The organism is Spiroplasma endosymbiont of Dioctria linearis, from assembly GCF_964030865.1.
Classification (GTDB): Bacteria; Bacillota_I; Bacilli_A; order Mycoplasmatales; family Mycoplasmataceae; genus Spiroplasma_A.
Genome location: NZ_OZ034984.1, coordinates 388,308 through 408,110 on the forward strand (window position 1 = coordinate 388,308; position 19,803 = coordinate 408,110).

General features: G+C 25.2%; 11 protein-coding genes. 10 read left to right on the top strand and 1 reads right to left on the bottom strand.

Going from position 1 to position 19,803, the window contains the following annotated elements; translation table 4 throughout:
• Positions 1–833 precede the first annotated feature (833 nt).
• The 3 genes from AAHM84_RS01630 (at position 834) to AAHM84_RS01640 (ending at position 6,017) form a co-directional block, all read left to right on the top strand.
• Entirely contained in the window at positions 834–3,488 is a 2,655-nt protein-coding gene (locus AAHM84_RS01630; RefSeq protein WP_342259172.1) for a glucose PTS transporter subunit IIA, read from the top strand.
• A 151-nt stretch (positions 3,489–3,639) separates the two neighbouring features.
• The gene (locus tag AAHM84_RS01635) at positions 3,640–5,094 is read left to right on the top strand and encodes a glycoside hydrolase family 1 protein (RefSeq protein ID WP_342259173.1); all 1,455 of its coding nucleotides are present in this window, start codon (positions 3,640–3,642) and stop codon (positions 5,092–5,094) included.
• A 179-nt stretch (positions 5,095–5,273) separates the two neighbouring features.
• Positions 5,274–6,017, top strand: a complete 744-nt coding sequence (locus AAHM84_RS01640; protein WP_342259174.1) for a PTS sugar transporter subunit IIA — start codon at positions 5,274–5,276, stop codon at positions 6,015–6,017.
• A 116-nt stretch (positions 6,018–6,133) separates the two neighbouring features.
• Here AAHM84_RS01640 and AAHM84_RS01645 read toward each other — a convergent pair whose 3' ends face one another.
• On the bottom strand, positions 6,134–6,292 hold the full coding sequence (locus AAHM84_RS01645) for a hypothetical protein (RefSeq protein ID WP_342259175.1): 159 nt from the start codon (positions 6,290–6,292) through the stop codon (positions 6,134–6,136).
• Positions 6,293–7,021: 729 nt separating this feature from the next.
• Here AAHM84_RS01645 and AAHM84_RS01650 point away from each other — a divergent pair.
• The 7 genes from AAHM84_RS01650 (at position 7,022) to AAHM84_RS01680 (ending at position 19,726) form a co-directional block, all read left to right on the top strand.
• The gene (locus AAHM84_RS01650) at positions 7,022–9,649 is read left to right on the top strand and encodes a glucose PTS transporter subunit IIA (protein WP_342259176.1); all 2,628 of its coding nucleotides are present in this window, start codon (positions 7,022–7,024) and stop codon (positions 9,647–9,649) included.
• Positions 9,650–9,758: 109 nt separating this feature from the next.
• Positions 9,759–10,988, top strand: coding sequence for a serine hydroxymethyltransferase (gene glyA / locus AAHM84_RS01655; RefSeq protein WP_342259177.1), 1,230 nt, complete (start codon positions 9,759–9,761; stop codon positions 10,986–10,988).
• Between the two features lie 604 nt (positions 10,989–11,592).
• The gene (locus AAHM84_RS01660; RefSeq protein ID WP_342259178.1) at positions 11,593–14,478 is read left to right on the top strand and encodes a cation-translocating P-type ATPase; all 2,886 of its coding nucleotides are present in this window, start codon (positions 11,593–11,595) and stop codon (positions 14,476–14,478) included.
• A 547-nt stretch (positions 14,479–15,025) separates the two neighbouring features.
• Positions 15,026–15,955, top strand: a complete 930-nt coding sequence (locus AAHM84_RS01665; RefSeq protein WP_342259179.1) for a hypothetical protein — start codon at positions 15,026–15,028, stop codon at positions 15,953–15,955.
• A 2-nt stretch (positions 15,956–15,957) separates the two neighbouring features.
• Positions 15,958–17,091 (top strand): SGNH/GDSL hydrolase family protein, encoded by a 1,134-nt coding sequence (locus AAHM84_RS01670; RefSeq protein ID WP_342259180.1) that lies wholly within the window; start codon positions 15,958–15,960, stop codon positions 17,089–17,091.
• Positions 17,092–17,115: 24 nt separating this feature from the next.
• Entirely contained in the window at positions 17,116–19,221 is a 2,106-nt protein-coding gene (locus AAHM84_RS01675) for an MOLPALP family lipoprotein (protein WP_342259181.1), read from the top strand.
• A gap of 157 nt (positions 19,222–19,378) precedes the next feature.
• Positions 19,379–19,726, top strand: coding sequence for a hypothetical protein (locus AAHM84_RS01680; protein ID WP_342259182.1), 348 nt, complete (start codon positions 19,379–19,381; stop codon positions 19,724–19,726).
• Positions 19,727–19,803 lie beyond the last annotated feature (77 nt).

The window sequence follows — 19,803 nt, forward strand, 5'->3', positions numbered from 1 at the left end:
ATTTATTCAAGTAAATATTATATTTACTTTTTTTTATTGAAATATATAATTTTAATTAGTAGAAAAAGGGCAAAAACTATGTCAGTAATTAATAAAATTAAGTAAATTACTCGATGATACTAATTTTAAAAGTCCTGCAAATTAAATTATAGATAAGTTTGCAAGTGATGATTTTAAAAATCAATAATAACTTGGAAAGCAATGTTATGTTTTGTTGTCAATTATAATAAAATTTTCTCAAAAAATTGGTTATACTGGTTATTGAGAATTAATTTTCACTTTAAAAAATGAATATAATCATTATGGTTGAACTGAGAATGTAAAAAAAGTTAGATCTTTAAAAAGAATTACAAGCAATTAATCGGGCAAAAATAATAAATTTATATGCTTCAAATCAAATTAAACAAGCAAGTTTTTATATATTAGATTTATTTGATAATATGAACGAAATTGTTAGAGTATATTTTTCAGAATATAAAAATAATTTAATAAAAAATGGTGAAAATGTGGTTAAAATTTTAATTATTTGTTTAAGTAATAAAGGCTCTCTAATGAGAATGTATGAAAAAGAAGCAAATAAAAATAATAATATTTTTTTATTATAACGAATAGTCAGGAAATAAAATTAGATATAATAGTTGCAGATAAAATGATGATCAATTATCAATTTGATAGCTCAAAATCCATCTATACAAATATAACTTTGGAAATGTTGTTTATATACATTGCAAGACATCCAAAATACTTTCTAAAATAGAAAGTATTTTCTTTTTATGGAGAAAATACTTTTTTAAGTAATTTTAATGGAAAATATTACTGTAAGGAGAAAATATATGAACTTAAATTTATATGCACCAGTTGATGGTGAAATAAGGGGCATCCAGGAATGTTCAGATTCCATTTTTGCAGATCGTATGATAGGTGATGGATTTCTTATTGTTCCAGAATCAAATGACTTTAAAGCTTTTTTTGATAAGGCCAAAGTGACGATGATATTTGACACATATCATGCATACGGTTTTGATGTTGATGGATTAAAGTTTTTAATTCATTGTGGAATAGATACAGTAGCATTAAATGGAGAGGGATTCACTACTAATTTAAAAGTTGGAGATAAAGTATCTAGAAAAAGTGATATTTTCAGTGTTGATTTAGATTTATTAAAAAAAAAGAAATTATTAACTGAAACCCCAATAGTATTTGAAATTAGTGATTTAGCTGATTATGAAATAAATAATTTAAAACTAGGAAAAGTGAAGCAAGGTGAATTAATTTGCACAATTAATTATGAGTTTAAATCAGAAATTAAAGAAACAAATGTAAATAGTAAGACAGATGTTGTTGAATTCTTTAGTGTATTAAACAAGTATGAAAAAAATGCTAAGTTAATTAATAAGTTTATAGGTAATCAGTCTAATTATAATGAAGTATACAATTGCATGACAAGACTTAGGTTTAGGATTAAAAATAAAGAACAAGTAAATATTGATGAAATAAAGAGATTGGAGCTTGTTAAGGGTACTGTTTGGAATGGTAATGAACTGCAAATTGTTATTGGTCAAGATGTTTATAAATTAAAGGAAGAGGTTATAAAACTTAATAATCAATCCTTGGCAATAAAAGCTTCAATAGGACTTAATAGTTCAAAAGTTTCTTTAGCAAGAAAATTTTTATCAATGTTTTCGGGAATTATGGTCAAAATAATTCCTGTATTGGTTGGAGTTGGTTTAATTCAAGCGGTTATGGCTATTTTAATGCAAGCAGGAATAATGCCCAATATTGTCTTTAAATTAAGTGAAAATCCAGGAATGAATGATGTTTTATTTAAAGATGCTGCTATAGAGTGAATAGTCCTATTTGCAATGGCAAAAACAACAACCTATTTTATGGGAATAATGGTTGCAGTTTCTGCAGCTAATTATTTTAAATTAGATAGCTTAATGGGTATAGCGATTGGACTTATTCTTTGTTGTCCTTTAATGTTTGGAGATGGTGGAAGTCTTGGGATTGGAAATGATTTTCTTTTACTAGATTTAGGAAATATTAATACTGGAAATCCCATGTTAGATCAAATAACTAAAATAAAGATTAATGCCATGAGTACAAAGGTCTTCGTTATTGTAGGTGCAATATATACAGCTAAAAAATTAGATACTTGATTAAAAAAAATAATTCCAGTTGCATTGGAATTAATGTTTAGACCGTTTATTATCATTATTTTTGTTGTTCCGTTATCATTTTTTGGTTATGGAATTGCTTGAAACTTTATTGAAACTTTATTTGGAGCATTAATGTTCTATGTCGGAAAAATTCCTTTAGGAATTGGAGTTGGTATATTTGTATCAATGTGGCAAGTAGCAGTTATTTTTGGTTTACATTTAATGTTGGGATTGATTACCTTTCTTGACCGTTTGTCTCCAGCAACAGGTGGTCAAACAGTATATGGTATTGCTGGCTCAATTTCAGTATGATCTCAAGTTGGAGCATTGATTGGAGTAATATTAATTACTCAAAATGCAAAATTAAAGAAGCAAGGAATAGGTATGCTTCCAGCTGGATTACTTGGTATTACAGAACCAATTCTTTATGGAATTAACTTACCTAAAAAAAGACCATTAATCTCAGGGGTATGTGCAGCGTTTATTGCAGGTGCCTTTGCAAATGTTATTGGAGTTACACAAAGAGCACAAAGCGGAATTGGAGTATTTGAAGCAATTGGTTTCTTCTCAGATCCAATTTATGGAGGTACTGGGAAACTTAATCCTGCTATCAATGGTTCATTTTATTTATTAGCTAGTTTAGTAGCAGTATCAAGTGCAATATTATTCAGTATGTTTTCTTATAAAGAAAGAGAAACTGAAAAAACCTTATTAAACAAAACAATTAGCAAATTAAAGTTATTAACTATATTAGAATTAAACTTAAATAAAGAAGACACAATAAAATTAAAAAAAGAATTAGATGAAGTTAATAATGTTTTAGATAAAGAAACTATTAACTTTATTAAAAGTGTTGAAAAAAATATTCAAATTTGATTAAGATATAAAATTAAATTAAATACTATAATTGAAAATGAAGAAATTGAGAAAGAGAAAATAATAATTAAAGGTAAAAGTTTAATTAGTAAAAAGAAATTTGATTTAGCAAATACTTATATGCAAAAATATAACTCAATCGATAATTCAGAAAAAATAAATTTATTAAAAATAAAAATTGATAATCAATATAAAGTAATTGAGCTAAAAAAAATAAATAAAAGCATTTCAAAATTGGAAAAATTAATTTTAGAAAAATTAAGAAAATCAGTTTTTATAAAAAAAGAAAATTTAAATGAGTTGGAGCCAATAATATTTAATAATTTAAATAGTGTTCAAATTTATTATGGCTTATTAGAAAATAAAATTCCAAATATTAATTTAAATGAAAAAATTAGTTATTTCAAAAATAATAACTCTGTAAATAAAGAGAAGGTGAGTTTAAATGTCTAATGTTATATGGCCTGAAGTAGAATTGATTTAGTTTCAACTAATGTAGGAATTTCAAAACGTTATGGTTTTGATGAAAAAGATATAAGAATAATTAGAAAATATAGTTTGTTTTAATATAAAGACTTAAAAAGAAAAATGGAGAAAATATATAATGGCAAAAAAATTAGAGTTTCCAAAAAACTTTTTTTGGGGTGGAGCTACTGCAGCATCGCAAATAGAAGGAGCATATGATGTTGATGGAAAATCTTTATCTATTCTTGAAATGATTCCTTTTATGGAATTAAAAAATAGAAAAGATTTATCTGCAACAAGAAAATTAACTAAACAAGATTTACTAGATTCAATTGAAAATAAAAAGGGATTACATTATCCAAAAAGATATGGTATAGATTTTTACCATAAGTATAAAGAAGATATTGCTTTGTTTAAAGAAGCAGGATTAAAAATTTTTAGAATGTCAGTTGCTTGAGGAAGAATATTTCCAAATGGTGATGAGAAGGAACCAAATCAAAAGGGATTGGATTTTTATAGAAATGTATTTAAAGAATGTAAGAGTCAAGGATTAGAAGTGATGGTTACAATAAATCACTTTGATACACCATTTCCAATAATGCAAAATTATGGAGGATGAAAAAATAGAAAAGTAATTGATATGTATTTTAAATATGCAAAAGTTCTTATTGACGAATTCAATGAGTATGTTAAATATTGATTACCTTTTAATGAAATAAATTTATCAGTTTTACTTTCATCTTTTTTTGTAGAAGATAAAAGTGGAAATAAAACCACATTTGAAAAAATTAATGAATCTTATCAAGATCTGCACAATCAATTTATTGCTCAAGCAAAAGTAGTTAAGTATTCTAAAAAATTTAAAAATATCCAAGTTGGATGTATGGTTGCTAATTCAACAACATATGCCTTGGATTGTAATCCAATTAATGTATTTGAAAATCAACAGAAAGAATTAATGAAAAAATTATTTTATTATGATGTAATGATTAAAGGCGAGTATCCTTGATATTCAATAAAATATTTTAAAGACAACAATATCAAAATTGTAAAAGAACCGGGAGATGATGAATTGCTAAAAAATAATCCAGTTGAATTTATTTCGTTTAGTTATTATATGTCAAGTACTATAACAAAAGAAGAGGGTGAATTAACTGAGGGTAATTTAATGAAGCTTGGAAAAAATCCATTCTTAGAAGCAACAGAGTGAGGATGACAAATTGATCCTATTGGTTTAAGATATACTTTAAATCAGTTATGAGACAGATATAATGTACCATTATTTATTTCAGAAAATGGAATTGGGATGTTAGAACAATTAAATAATAAAGATACTGTTGAAGACAATTACCGAATTGATTATTTAGCAAGACACTTTGAACAAATGAGTTTAGCAATTAAAGATGGAGTAAATTTATTTGGTTATACAATGTGAACGCCAATAGATGTTGTTAGTGCTGGTTCAAATGAAATGTCAAAACGTTATGGTTTAATATATGTTGACTATGATGATTACCATAAAGGTACAGGTAATAGATTTAAGAAAAAATCTTTTAATTGATTTAAAAAATTTATGACTACAAGTGAAATTTAAAAAAAAGAATGCAATTTTAATTTAAAGAATAGCATTCTTTTTTTCTTTTTTTTGAAACTTTTTCTTTTTTTGTTTCAATTTTTTTTGAAACTTTCCAAATTTAAAAGTATTTTCCTCTTAGCAAAAAGTGATTACCTTTTATATCAAATTATGAAAATATTACAATGAGGAGGAAAAGAATGGAAATTAATTTGTATTCGCCAGTTGATGGTGAAATTAAAGAATTAAAAGAATGTAGCAATGAAATGTTTGCTAAAAAAATGCTAGGTGATGGTTTTATTATAATGCCGGCATTGGATAATTTTAATGGTTTTAGTGATAAAGCAACAGTAACTATGGTTTTTAAAGCGTACCATACTTATGGTTTTAATATTGAAGACTTAGAGTTTTTGGTTAATGTTGGAATGGATACTATTGCCTTAAAGGGAATTGCATTTTCTACAAAATTAAAAATCGGGGATATAGTTGATAAAAGTGATAGTCTTTTTAAAGTAGATTTGAATTATTTAGAGAAAAATAATTTATCAAAAGAAACAGCTATTGTTTTTGAAATTAATGATTTAAGTGAATATAAAATAAATAATTTAAAAATTGGTAATGTTAAACAAGGAGATTTAGTCTGTACGATAACATATAAATTTTTTCCTAGAAATCAAAAAAAAAATTTAGAATCCTCGATGGGTTTAAAAGAGTTTTTTAATTTTTCTAATAAATATGAAAATTCTGCAAAATTAATTAATCAATTAGTAGGTGACAATTTTATTTATGAAGAGATATATAAATGTATGACAAGATTAAGATTTAAAATCAAGAACAAAATCTGAGTTGATATTGAAAAATTTAAGCAAGTTAATAATGTTAATCGAGCTGTTTGAAATGGCTCTGTATTGCAAATTGTAATTGGAAACATATCTATAAATTAAAAGACGAAGTAATAAAATTGAAAAACTATTCAATAGAAATTAAAAATAAATTAGTTTAAAAAATAAAAATGTAACTTTTATAAGAAAATTTTTTGAAATGCTATATGAAATTATGGTTAAAATAATACCAGTAATGCTGGAAACAGCTTTGATTCAAACAATATTTCTATTTTAATTCAAATAGCTAATGTAATGTCCAATATTATTTTTAATAAAATACAACAAAAGTGAGTATTAATAACAAAAGCAGGTATTGGCTGAGTTATTTTATTCATTATAGGTTTCTCTAGTAACTATTTTATGGGAATAATGATTGCAGTTTAAACTAGAAAAAATAAATTCTACACAAGTTTTAAAAAAAGTGTAGAGTTTTTTATGTCAAAATAATTAATCAGTCAACAATGACTAAGAGTAATAAAAATACCACTTTGGCAATAAGAGAACTTAGTAGATAAATTAAAAGTACATAAGACTCTGATATTTCTGACATTATAAATGATCTAAATGAAAAACAAAAAAATTAAATAGTTGAACATTGAATAAAAGAGCAGTGTGACAAAAAGAATAAAAAAAGTTTATCTCAAATCTCTTTCCTAGAAAATGTTTAAATAATTTAAAAACTCAAACCATTTGTTTTGAAGAAATATATGATCATATATCTGAATACATTTAATAATATATTTTATCTAGAATGCATAAAGTATTAAATGGAAAAGTACAAGTTTACACTCACATTATATAATTATAAAATTTATTTTTAATAATTTAAATAGTCTTCAAATTTACCATGGTTTATTAAAAAGTAAGTAGCAAAAATTAATTTTGATTTATAATAAATCAAAAAAATAGGGATTTAAAACATTATATATAGAGTTATTTTTTAGAAATAGAAAATTTACATATGTCTTGAAAATACTTTCATTAAATGAAAGTATTTTCATTTTTGGAAAAATATTACATTTAATTTTTATTTATGGAAATATTACTAATAGGAGGTAAAGTAAATGGAAATAAATTTATATTCACCAGTTAATGGTGAAGTAAAAAATATTCAAGAATGTAATGATTCAATGTTTGCTGATCGTATGTTAGGGGATGGAATAGTTCTTATTCCAGAATCAAATAACTTCAAAGCTTTTTTTGATAAAGCAAGAGTTACTATGATATTTGATACGTATCATGCATATGGTTTTGATATTGAAGGTTTACAATTTTTAATTCATTGTGGAATGGATACAGTATCGCTTAATGGTAAAGGTTTTTCTACAAAATTAAAAGTTGGAGATAAAGTTATAAAGAACAATGATATTTTTAAAGTAGACTTAAATTTATTAAAAGAGAAAAATATTTCAACAGAAACACCAATTGTGTTTGAAATTAATTCTTTAATTGATTATTCAATTAAAGAATTAAAAGTAGGTAAAGTTAAGCAAGGAGATTTACTTTGTAAAATATCTTATACCTTAAAAGAAAAACCAGAACATCAAGATTTAAAAACTATAACAGATCCAGTTGAATTTTTTAATGTTTCAAACAAATATGAAAAAGGTGCAAAATTAATTAATCAATTTGTTGGAACTAAGAGAAATTATAATGAAGTATATAATTGTATGACAAGATTGAGATTTAATATTAAAAATAAAGAAAAAGTTGATATTGAATCAATTAAAAAAGCTCCACTTGTTAAGGGAGTAGTTTGAAATGGACCCGAGTTACAAGTCGTAATTGGTCAAGATGTTTATAAACTAAAAGATGAAATAGTAAAATTGAATACTGAAGAACATAGTTTAAAGGCTTCGATGGGTTTTAATAGTGAAAAAGATACCTTTTTTAGAAAAATGTTAGCGATGCTTTCGGGCATTATGACGAAAATAATTCCTATAATGGTTGGAGCAGGTTTGGTTCAAGCAATTATAGCAATTTTAATACAAGCGGGTTTAATGCCAAATATTGTCTTTAAAAGTCCAGGACCTAATGATGTTTTAATAACAGAAGCAGGAATTGGCTGAATAATTCTTTTCATTGTTGGTAGATCAACTACTTATTTTATGGGAATAATTATTGCAGTTTCTGCAGCTAATTATTTTAAATTAGAGGGACTTATGGGAGTTGCTCTGGGTGTTATTCTTTGTTCACCCTTACTATTTGGTGATGGAGGACGTTTAGGGATGGGAAATGACTTTTTAATCTTTGATTTTGGAAACATTGACACTGGAAATCCTATGCTAGATGAAATAACAAAAATAAGGATTAATACAATGAATACAAAAATATTTGTAATTGTTGGTGCAATATACACTGCAAAAAGATTGGATACTTGATTAAAAAGAGTAATTCCAGTAGCTTTAGAATTAATGTTTAGACCATTTATTGTTATTCTTGTAGTTAGTCCTTTATCATTTTTTGGTTATGGAATAGCTTGAAATTTTTTTGAAACATTATTTGGTGCATTAACATTTTACTTAGGTCAAATACCAATTGGTATTGGAGTTGGTATATTTACAGCTATGTGACAAATAACTGTTATTTTTGGTTTACATATTATGTTGGGAATGATCTCAATGTTAGAACATATTTCAAATGGGGGTCAGAGTATATATGGAATAGGGCCATCAATCTCAATTTGAGCACAAGTTGGAGCATTAATTGGAGTTATCTTAATTACTCAAAATGCAAAACTAAAAAAAGATGCAATTGGAATGCTTCCAGCGGGATGCCTTGGTATTACAGAACCAATTCTATATGGAATTAATTTACCTAAAAAAAGACCTCTAGTTTCGGGGGTATGTGCAGCATTTATTGCAGGTGCCTTTGCAAATATTATGGGTGTAACACAAAGATCACAAAGTGGCTTAGGAGTATTTGCAGCTATTGGTTTCTTCTCTGAGCCAATATATAATGGTGAAGGAAAAATTTCGCCAGTATCAAATGGTTTAATTTATCTAGTAGCATGTGGAATGTCAATTTCACTTGCAATACTTTTCAGTATGTTAAGTTATAAAGAACGAGTAACTGAAAAAACCTTATTAACTAAAACCCTTAAAAAACTAACTACTATATCATTATTAGAATTAAATTTAAATAAAAATGATCTTGAAAAAATGAAAACAGAACTGAAAGAAAATTTAAATATTTTGGATAAGGAAGCTTTAAGTTTAATAAAATCTGTAGAAAAAAATATTCAAAAATGACTAAAATTAAAAGAAAAACTAAATTCCTTAATCTCAAGTGAAGAGATAAAAAAAGATAAAATAATTAATAAAGGGAAAAAACTTGTTGCAAATAAAAAATATGAAAAGGCACAATTTTATATAAGGAAATATAATGAGATAGATAATCTTGATAAAATTAATTTATTAAAGATTGCAATTGAAAATCAATATAAACTTATTGAATTTAAGAAATTAAATCAAACTATTGATAAAATTAATAAAGATATTAATAAAAATATTTTAAAATCTAATTTTATTAACAAAGCAATAAAAAAAGATATTCAATCAATTATTTTTAATAATATAAATAGTGTCCAAATTCACTATGGATTATTAGATAATAAAATCCCAGATATTAATTTAAATGAAATAATCAATAAGAAAATAGCAGAAAGAAAAAAATTAAAGAGTAATTTATAATTATTAAAAGTAAAATTATTATATAAAGTTATTTTTCTTTAAAATAATAAACATTAAAAACAATAAATCTAGTATTATTTTTATATATAACAGTTTAAGGAGAAAAACTATGAAAATGAGTCCAATAATTGAAGAATCTTTAAAAAATGAATTAAAGCGTCAACAAAATCATATTGAATTAATTGCATCAGAAAACTATGTTTCAGAAGCAATTTTAAAATTAAATGGTTCTGTTTTAACAAATAAATATGCTGAGGGTTATCCTGGTAAAAGATATTATGGTGGGTGTCGCTATATTGATGAGATAGAATCTTATGGAATAGAATTAGCAAAAAAAATATTTAAGGCTGATCATGCAAATATTCAACCACATTCTGGAAGTCAAGCTAATGAAGCAGCTTATAGAACTTTGATAAAACCTGGTGATACTGTACTTTCAATGAGTTTAGATGCTGGTGGTCATTTAACACATGGTTATCCTATAAACTTTTCTGGACAATTATATAACTTTGTTTTTTATAAAGTTAATAAGAAAACAGAAGAAATTGATTTTAAAGAAATTAGTGATTTAGCAAAAAAACATAAACCAAAATTAATTCTTGCAGGAGCAAGTAGTTATACAAAAATTATTGATTTTAAAAAATTTAAAGAAATTGCAGATAGTGTCGGAGCTTATTTTATGGTTGATATGGCCCACATTGCAGGGCTTGTAGCAGGCGGGGTTCATCCAAATCCTTGTGAATATGCAGATGTTGTAACAACAACAACTCACAAAACTTTAAGAGGAGCTAGAGGGGGATTAATTCTTTGTAAGGCTAAATTTGCAAAGAAACTTGACTCAACAGTTTTTCCTGGAGTGCAAGGAGGACCTTTAGAAAATCAAATAGCAGGTAAAACCCAAGCCTTATTTGAAGCTGATAGTCAAGAATTTAAAGAATATGCAAATCAAGTTGTAATTAATGCAAAAAAATTAGCAAAAACTTTAAGTAAAAATGGTTTAAGATTAGTAGCAAATGGGACAGAAAATCATACAATAATTGTGGAAGTTAGAGCTTCAATTGGAATTACTGGAAAAGAAGCTGAAAGTATTTTAGAAGCAATTGGTATAGTTTCAAATAAAAATATGATTCCATTTGATCAAGAAAAACCAGTACATACTTCTGGAATAAGATTAGGAACTCCAGCAATGACTACAAGGGGTTTTAAAGAAGCAGAATTTGAACAAGTTGGCAATATTATTGCAAGCATTTTAAAAGATCATAGTGAAGAAAATTTAAAAGAGTTAAGTAAACAAGTTAAAGATTTATGTGATAAATTTCCAATATATGAAAATTTATAATATTAATGTCTTTAATAAACTAAGGCAAAAAGATGAAATTTTAAAAAAACTTGATTGAAAAGATGTTATTTTTCATTTATTTCAATTAAAAGATTATTCAAACAAAATATTATTAATAGACTAAAAACTAGTCTTTTCTCAATACCTCATAATTAAAAACTTAAAAAACTTAATCGTGTTTTATTATTACTAGACAATGATGTTAAAGAAATAATAAATAAATTTTCATTATTGAAGTCAAAAATAATTAAGAGTTTAGAAGGATTATTTATTAAAACAAAGGGAAATATTCATCATATAAATAAACCTGAAAATCAAAGCTTTGAGTATTTTTATCACTTTTTTTGTTAAAATAAAAAATAGACTTTTCTAAGAAAATTTGAGAATCTCATAAATTTTGTTCCTCTAATATTTCAGACAAAATATAAACTATGGAAAGATTAGAGATTTTTGCAAAGAATTTAAAAAAATATTGTAATGATTCAAACTGAAGATTAATATTTAGAAATGAGAAATAATTTTATCAAATATTATATTTGATAAAATTATTTTATATTTTTGTTATAATTTTATATATAAATATAAAAAAGAAGTGGAAACAAATATGGATGAAAATCTCTTAAGTTCTGATAAAGAACTTGAAAAAAAATTAGAAACAAATATCAAAAAGGGTTTAACTACTGAAGAAGTTTTAGAAAAACAACAAAAGTTTGGGAAAAATGAACTTCCAAAAGGTAAAATTACACCTTGATATTTAATATTTTTAAAAACTCTAGTAGAACCAATTTTATTAGTGTTAATGGGTGCTGCAGTTATTTCAATTATTGCACCAATAATATCTAATAAGGGTCACATTGAAGCATCTGAATTTATTGATGCAATTGTTATTTTCTCAATTGTTTTAATTGATGCTATTTTAGAAACGGTACAAACAATTAAAGCACGAAAGTCAATGGATGCTTTGAAATCACTTTCTAAACCAAAAACGGTTGTTATTAGAAATGATATGCAACAAGAAATTGATGCATCAGAATTAGTACCAGGTGATATTGTTGTTTTAGAAGCTGGTAAATATGTGCCAGCAGAGTTAAGAATTATTGAAGCAAGTGACTTATCAATAGATGAATCAATTTTGACAGGTGAGTCAGTACCTGTTCAAAAGACACATTTAGCGTTAAAAGAATCAACAACAATTTTAGCTGATATGAGAAATATAGCATTTATGTCAACTTTTACAACATCAGGAAGAGCTATTGGATTAGTTATTAAAACTGGAGTTGAAACTGAAATTGGAAAAATTGCTAAATCAATTAATGAAAATGAAGAGGAATCTACACCTTTAGAAAAAAAATTAAACTCTTTTACTTATTGAATAAGTGGTTTGAGTTTTATTTTAGCAATTCTAATTTTTACAACATTATTTTTCAGCGGTGATCAAAAAGCATGAGCAAATTACTTAATGGTAGCAATTACATTAGCAATTGGAGTTATTCCAGAATGTTTAGCTGCAGTTGTTTCAATTACTTTAAGTATCAGTACTAAAAAAATGGTTAAGCAAAATGTTATTATTAAGAAACTCCAGGCAGTTGAAACCTTGGGTAATGTTAATTTTATTTGTACGGATAAAACGGGAACTTTAACTCAAAATAAAATGACAGTTAAAAAGATGATTATGGATAATAAAGTTATTGCTTCAAAAGAATATGCTAAAGAGAAAAATGATAAACATATGGACCTCTTTTTAAAAGCATTAGTTTTATGTAATGATTCAGTTACAGAAGGTAATGAAAGAATTGGTGATCCAACAGAGTTAGCACTTGTCGATTTTGCTGAAACAATAGGCTATGATGAACAAGATTCACGTGATGTTTGACAAAGAATTAATGAAATGCCTTTTGACAGTGAAAGAAAAATGATGACTACTGTTAATAAAATTAATAAAGTAAATACAACGTTTACAAAGGGTGCAATTGATCAGTTATTGCAAAGATGTACCAAAATAATGGTAGATAATGTTTTAAGAAATATTACAGAAGAAGATAAAAAAATGTTATTAGAAGCAGCAACAGAACTTTCAAAAGACGCTTTAAGAGTTTTAGCTTTTGCATATCATTTAAACTATGATAAATTAAAAGATAAAAATAACTTGGAACAAGATTTAGTATTTTTAGGTGCTGTTGGAATGATTGACCCTGTTAGAGAAACTGCAGTTAATGCAGTTAGATTAGCTCATGAGGCTGGAATTGAAGTTGTAATGATAACAGGTGATCATGCTGTTACTGCTCTTGCTATTGCAAGAGATTTAGATTTAGCACATTCAGAATATGAAGTTATGAGTAGTAATACTTTAAATCAATTAGATGACAAACAATTATTAAGAGTAATTGAACAAATAAAAGTATTTGCTAGAGTAAATCCTGAACATAAAGTAAGAATTGTTGATGCTTTAAAACAAAAGGGTAATATTGTTTCAATGACAGGTGATGGGGTTAACGATGCACCAAGTTTAAGCAAAGCTGATATTGGTGTTGCAATGGGAATTACTGGAACTGATGTTGCTAAACAAGCAAGTGATATTATTTTAACTGATGATAACTTTGAAACAATAATTAAAGGTGTTAATGAAGGTAGAAACGTTTATCAAAAAATTAAAAGAGCAATTGCTTTTGTTATTGGAGTTAATTTAGCTAATGTTTTAGCAATATTTATTCTTTCAGTAATTAATACAGTTTCTCCATTAGAAGCTACAAATATCTTATGAATGAATTTAATTGTTGAATCAATTATTGCTTTATCAATGGGTATGGGTTCAAATGATCCAACTTTAATGAAAATAAAGCCAGTTAAAGGCAAGAATTCATTATTTAAAGGTTTAGGCTATACCTTATTTAAAATAATTTTATTTACAACTATTGCTTCAATTGGAGCATACTATTTTGGAATGATGTTTGTAACAGATGATTATTTAAAAGAAATTTTAGGTGATAATTATAATCTAAGTTGACATCAGGCTTTAAGAAGTAATAATTTTAGTGTTGAACAAAAAATTAAAATTGGAAATTTTGGAAGAACGGCAATGTTTGTAACAATAACTTGTGCTCCATGTTTCTATGCAAACTTTATAAAATTATCAAATTGAAAATCTGATAAAAAAGTAAATTTAATAGTTAATAAACCTTTATGAATTGCAAGTATGTCAGCAGTATTAGTTAATTTAGCTGTAATTATGATTCCTGGATTTAATGAGAAAATATTAAATCTTGCATCAATTAGTAGTTACAATAGCAGTAATTGATACCTAATTTTAGGAGCACTTGCAATATCACTTATTCCAGTATTGTTTATGTTATTGTTAGATGGAATAACATTTGGAATTTATCATTATAGACCAGATCCTTGAAGAAGAAATAGAATTTTAGCTCAAGAATTGGTAGAAATTGATATTCAAAAAGAAAAACAAAATAGAAGAAGTAAGAAAAAAGTAAATTAGTACTAAAATTATTAAAAATTCCTAAACTCATTTATTTTAAATGAGTTTTTTTGATTTAATTGTACAATTAAATCATTTAGAAAAAACAGTGTGCTGTTAAAAAAAATTTAACACTTTTTAATTTTTAAAAAAATTTTTAAGTTTTATTAATTTTAGTTCAAAATACCAAGAAAAATGAGCTAAAAAGGTAAAAAATGGTTAAATTACATAAAAATATTTTACTTTTAGTAAAATATTTTTATGTAATTTAATTTTGTATTTTTAATTATTTTTAACACTTATATAACCCTTTAAAATGGGACTTTTATAAGTGTCATTTTTGTCTCAGTTTTTTTAAATAGATAAAATTCAAAAAAGTCAAGTCAAATTAAACTCACTAATAAATTGTTATAACTTTTTTAAAGTAGTATATTTTTTGTAAGCCTATTTTTTAAATAGATAATTTTTTTTATTAAAATTAGGTGGGAAAATAATTAACTTTCCTTTATGAGTTATTTTATTTTTTAATTTAAAAGGGGATAAGAAATTTGGAGAAGGGTTTATCAAAATGAAAGAGAAATTCAAAAATTTTCTTAATGAGAAAATGAAATTGAAAATAATAATTTCATCATCAATAGTTGGCTTTTTATTTCTATTTAGTTTTTTGATGGTGGTTCCAGGACTGGGAATTGAATCAAAAAAGTTTATTAATAGCATTGAAAAGCAAATAAAAATCATAATGCCTAAAGGCATGTATGTAATTGATGGTCAAGATGTAGTTTATGAACAAGTAATGAATACAGCTATTAAAAGTGCATACACAAGTGATGCACTTTCAACTATCAATTCCTATGAAGATAGGAATTATGCAGTTAAAAAAGAAGACTACATTAATTTTTCAAATCAGTGATTTGAAAAAAGATGAGGTGATGATATTAGAAATCAAAAAGATGTTGATTTATATGAATTAGGGATGGACTTAATTAAATTTGATCAAGCAGTTGCTACAAAGTTTTTAAGTTATGGTTATGTTCATACAGGAATTCAATGAATGTTTAAAAATGGGGGATTAAAAGAAATTTTTTCCTCTCAATTTTATGAACAAGCAAAAAGAGATCAAACAATTATTAATCAAGAAACTTATGATTCTTGGATGAAATATGATGGTCCTGGACTAAATGGAATTAAAGTAGAAAAAAGTTTAGGAACAATGATAGTAAATAATAAAGTTTGATTTTTAAATAGACAAATTGAAAATATAAAATTTGGTTTAAATATTTTTGGACATAGTATTTTTAAAAATAAAGAGTTAAATGAGAATAATATATCAAAATCAAAAGTGACTTTTGACGAATTATCTTATCCATTTTTTACAGAGACTGTAAAAGTACTAAGAGCAGGAATTATTATATTTCTTATTTTTTTAGGAGTTGTTTTACCCATTTATATAACATTTTTAATTATCTGAATAATGAATTTAAAGAAAGGAAATAAATAAGTATGAAAAAACTATTAACAATTTTTTCATCAGTTAGTTTATTTACAGTTTCTACTTCAGCAGTAGTATCATGCATACCAACAGCAGCTGAAATTAATTTTGATTTCGATAAAAATATTGGAACTCAATTTGATACTAGATTTGCAAAAGATACAAGTGATGATAAATCTAACCATAAAGGCTTTTCAAACTTTTTTACACTAGGTGATTCATTGAGTGATCAAGGGGGTTTACAAACTGTTGGAAAAGATCAATTTAATATTGAAATTAAAATGTCAGGAGAATATGTTGGGGGATTTAGTAATGGATTAACAACAGCAGCTCTGATAAATGAAGAACTAAACTTTTCAAAGGAAGAATTTAAATCTTCAAATTTAATTCATAAGCCTGATATTGATTTAAATGAAGAAAAAGTATGAGGAAAAAATTATTCTGTTGGTGGAGCAACAGCATATGATTCATCAGGGGCAACAGCTTTATTATTCAGAAATACGGGAATTTATAAGCAAGCGCAAGCTCTTGTAGAGCAACAAAAAATTCACATGGATGACTTATTTTTAGTAGAAATAGGTGGAAATGATATGTTTGCTATATTAGATAATTTGAATAACTCAAATAAGCAAGAAGAAATTATGCAAAGCGCATTATTAAATATTAAAAATGCTCTTTATACTCTACTAAATAATGGAGCTAAAAAAATAGTTTTTTTATCTCCTCCAGATATGACATTAATCCCAAGATATTATAAGGTTAATCAAACTAATAAAGAAATAATTAAAATGATTGGTGATGATTTTAATTATGAAATTTCAAAAATTATTAAAAAGGCTAATAAAATGTTTAATGATTCAATTTTATTTTTTGACCTTTATACAAGATTTGGTGAAATTACACAAGAATTTCAAAACTCAGGGCCTAATAAAAATATTACAGAAGAGTTATGTGATTCAACTTCACCAGATTTAAGCGGAATTGATTTAGCTAATTTTGAATTAAAAGCAACTGTAAAACCAGAAAATGTAGGCAAAGAAGAAGACTTTTTCTTCTTAGATTATGTTCATCCAACAAAAAATGGACACAAATTTGCTAAAAAAATTATTTTTAAGGAAATTGAATCAAAATGAAATGAAGAATAAACTAGAAAAGAGATGAATTTTAAAATGAAAAAATTATTAAGTTTAATAGGAGCCATGACATTAATGGCCTCACCAATTGGAGCAGTTGTAGCTTGTGGAAATAAAAATGCAAAGGAACAAGAAAAACCTGATAAGGTTGAAGACAACTTTGAAACTGCAGAAAGACAAGATACAATCTCAAAATTAATGTCTCAATATGCAAAGTCACTTTATTTAAATCAAAATGAATTATCTGATGGTGAAACACACTTTAGTTCAAAATATATGATGGAAAATAATGTAAAAAATGAATATTTAAAAACACTTAAACTAACTGATTTTAATGAATCAGAAGGTGTAGAAGGTAATGCTAAATTTTATAAAGTTGCAGATAAGTATTTTAATACAAATGACTTATTAGCATCTGACTTGAAAATATCTGATAATGTTTATCAAGATTATGTTCTAGATCCAAGTGCACCTGATGAAGGAATAGTTAATATTGTTAAAAATACCTTGCCTACAGTATTATCACTATTATCAGATCCAACAAATTTGCAACAATTATTAGGAGTAGTTGCAAGTAATCCTTCAATGATAGGATCAATTCTTTCTCCTGATTTACTTAAAACTTTAGGAAAAGTTTTAAATCAAGATAATCTAAAACTTTTGGAAAATGCTTTTAGTAATAAAATATATGCAAATATGAACTATCAAACAGCGTTAGATTCAAGCATGATAGGTTTATCAAATGCAGTTGATAAACTATTAAATGGTAATGAAAAAAAATTATCTTATGAAACTCAAGCAGATGTAGAGAAAAATATAGATAGTGCTACAACTAATTTAGCAAATAATATCTCAAATTTAATGAATGGAGCAGCTGAATTAAAAATTGATTTTATTAGTAATATTGACTCTATTGCTGAAGTTATTCGTTTTATAAGAACATTAGTAGTTTATATGGAACAATTTAGCTATGAAGAAATGACTTCTTCCGTATTAACTTTAGAAAAAATTGAAGAAAAAAGAAATCAAATATTTAATTCCAATTCAATTGATATAAAACAAGTATTTAAAAAGATAAATTACATGGTAAATGATGATTTATCAGGAGTTGTATTTAAAAATTATATTGGAATTTTATTTGCAACAAATTCTAAAAACTTTTCAATTGGTAATCAATTTACAGAAAATGTAAATGATGGATTAATGGGTTTACTTTCAAAAATTGGAGTTAAAGCTATGAAACAAGAATCTATTGATATAATCATTTCAAAAGTATATGTAAATTCAATGATAAGGTCTATTATAAATGGTGGTTTAAATTCAAGTTATGGAGGGGGTTTATTTACTACTGTAATTGGAACTCTTGTAACAATGCCAGGTATGCTTCCTAGTCCTGTTAAAGAATTAATGAAAAAAATTACTAGTGTTTCAGGAGAAGGAAAAAAGTTTAAAGCAGATTGAATGGGTTATTTATGAAATAACACTAATAAAAATTTTAATTTCTCTATCAGAGATTTACTGTCAAAACCTATGAATGAAATTAGTTTATCAGGATTATTAGGTCAAGAAGAAATTTCACAACCAGAAGATGAACAAAATCCAACTAAACCGGCAAAAAGATTTAATGAAGCTAAAACAAGTTCAATGAATTTCTTAAAAAAGAAATCTCTTAAAGAGCTTGTGAATGAAGTTAATACAGAATTTAGTTCAGCTACAAAATCAACAATTAACTTTTCCGATTTTGGTGAATTAATGGCTCGTTTTGCAAAGGATTCAACCCTTGAAAAAGCTTTAAATGACATTAACAATATGTTTGAAATATTAGGTTATAATAGTGATGGTTCACTTAAGGAAGGTTCAGTTTTTGAACAATTATTTAAAATTCTAAATGATGAAGATGAATTGATGGCTAAAACAAGTAATATTCTATCAAAATGAATAAAAGAAAGTAATCAAGAAATAACTGATTTAAAAAATCAAGCTGAAGAGTTATTTAAAAAATTAACAGTTAAGACTGAAATTAAATCTGTGAATAATTTTAGATATACTGTAAATGATGGAACAAATGAATTAGTATTTGATATTGCAATGAAATATAAAAATAAGAAATTAGTAGTTTCAGAAATTAAATTACTTGCATAATAAAAATTTCCAAAACAATTATGAATATATATTCATAATTGTTTTTTTTATTTTTTAATTATTACGCATATTTACTTAAATTTTTTATAGAAAATATTTTAATTTATCTAAATCAATAGTTTATAATTATAAAAGATATTAATAAATAGGAGAAAAAATGGAAAATAGAATTAAAAATATTAAACAGGGTGTCTATAAAGTTGCATTATGCTCAGCTATTATTTTTTTAGTTTCTATAGTGCTAACATCTGTTTTTATAACTTTGTTAGTAATTACTTTAAGGCAAAAAGTATCTTGATTATGGTTAAGTCTAGCAATAGTAACTTCTTTGATTGCTGGATTTACATTAATTGCAACTATTTGTGGATTAACTTTTCTTAAATCAAATAAAAATTGAGTAGAAATAGAGAAGGTAACAAAAAAATCATTTTTGGATTGAGGATTGTTCTATTTTGTATATTCTAATAAAATAGATAAATTTTCTGAAAAAAATGAAGAAAATTAATAAAAGCATTGTAGTAAATATACTTTTAATTAAGTATTTTTTTTTTTTTTTTAAAAAAAAAAAAAAAATAAGTTTTA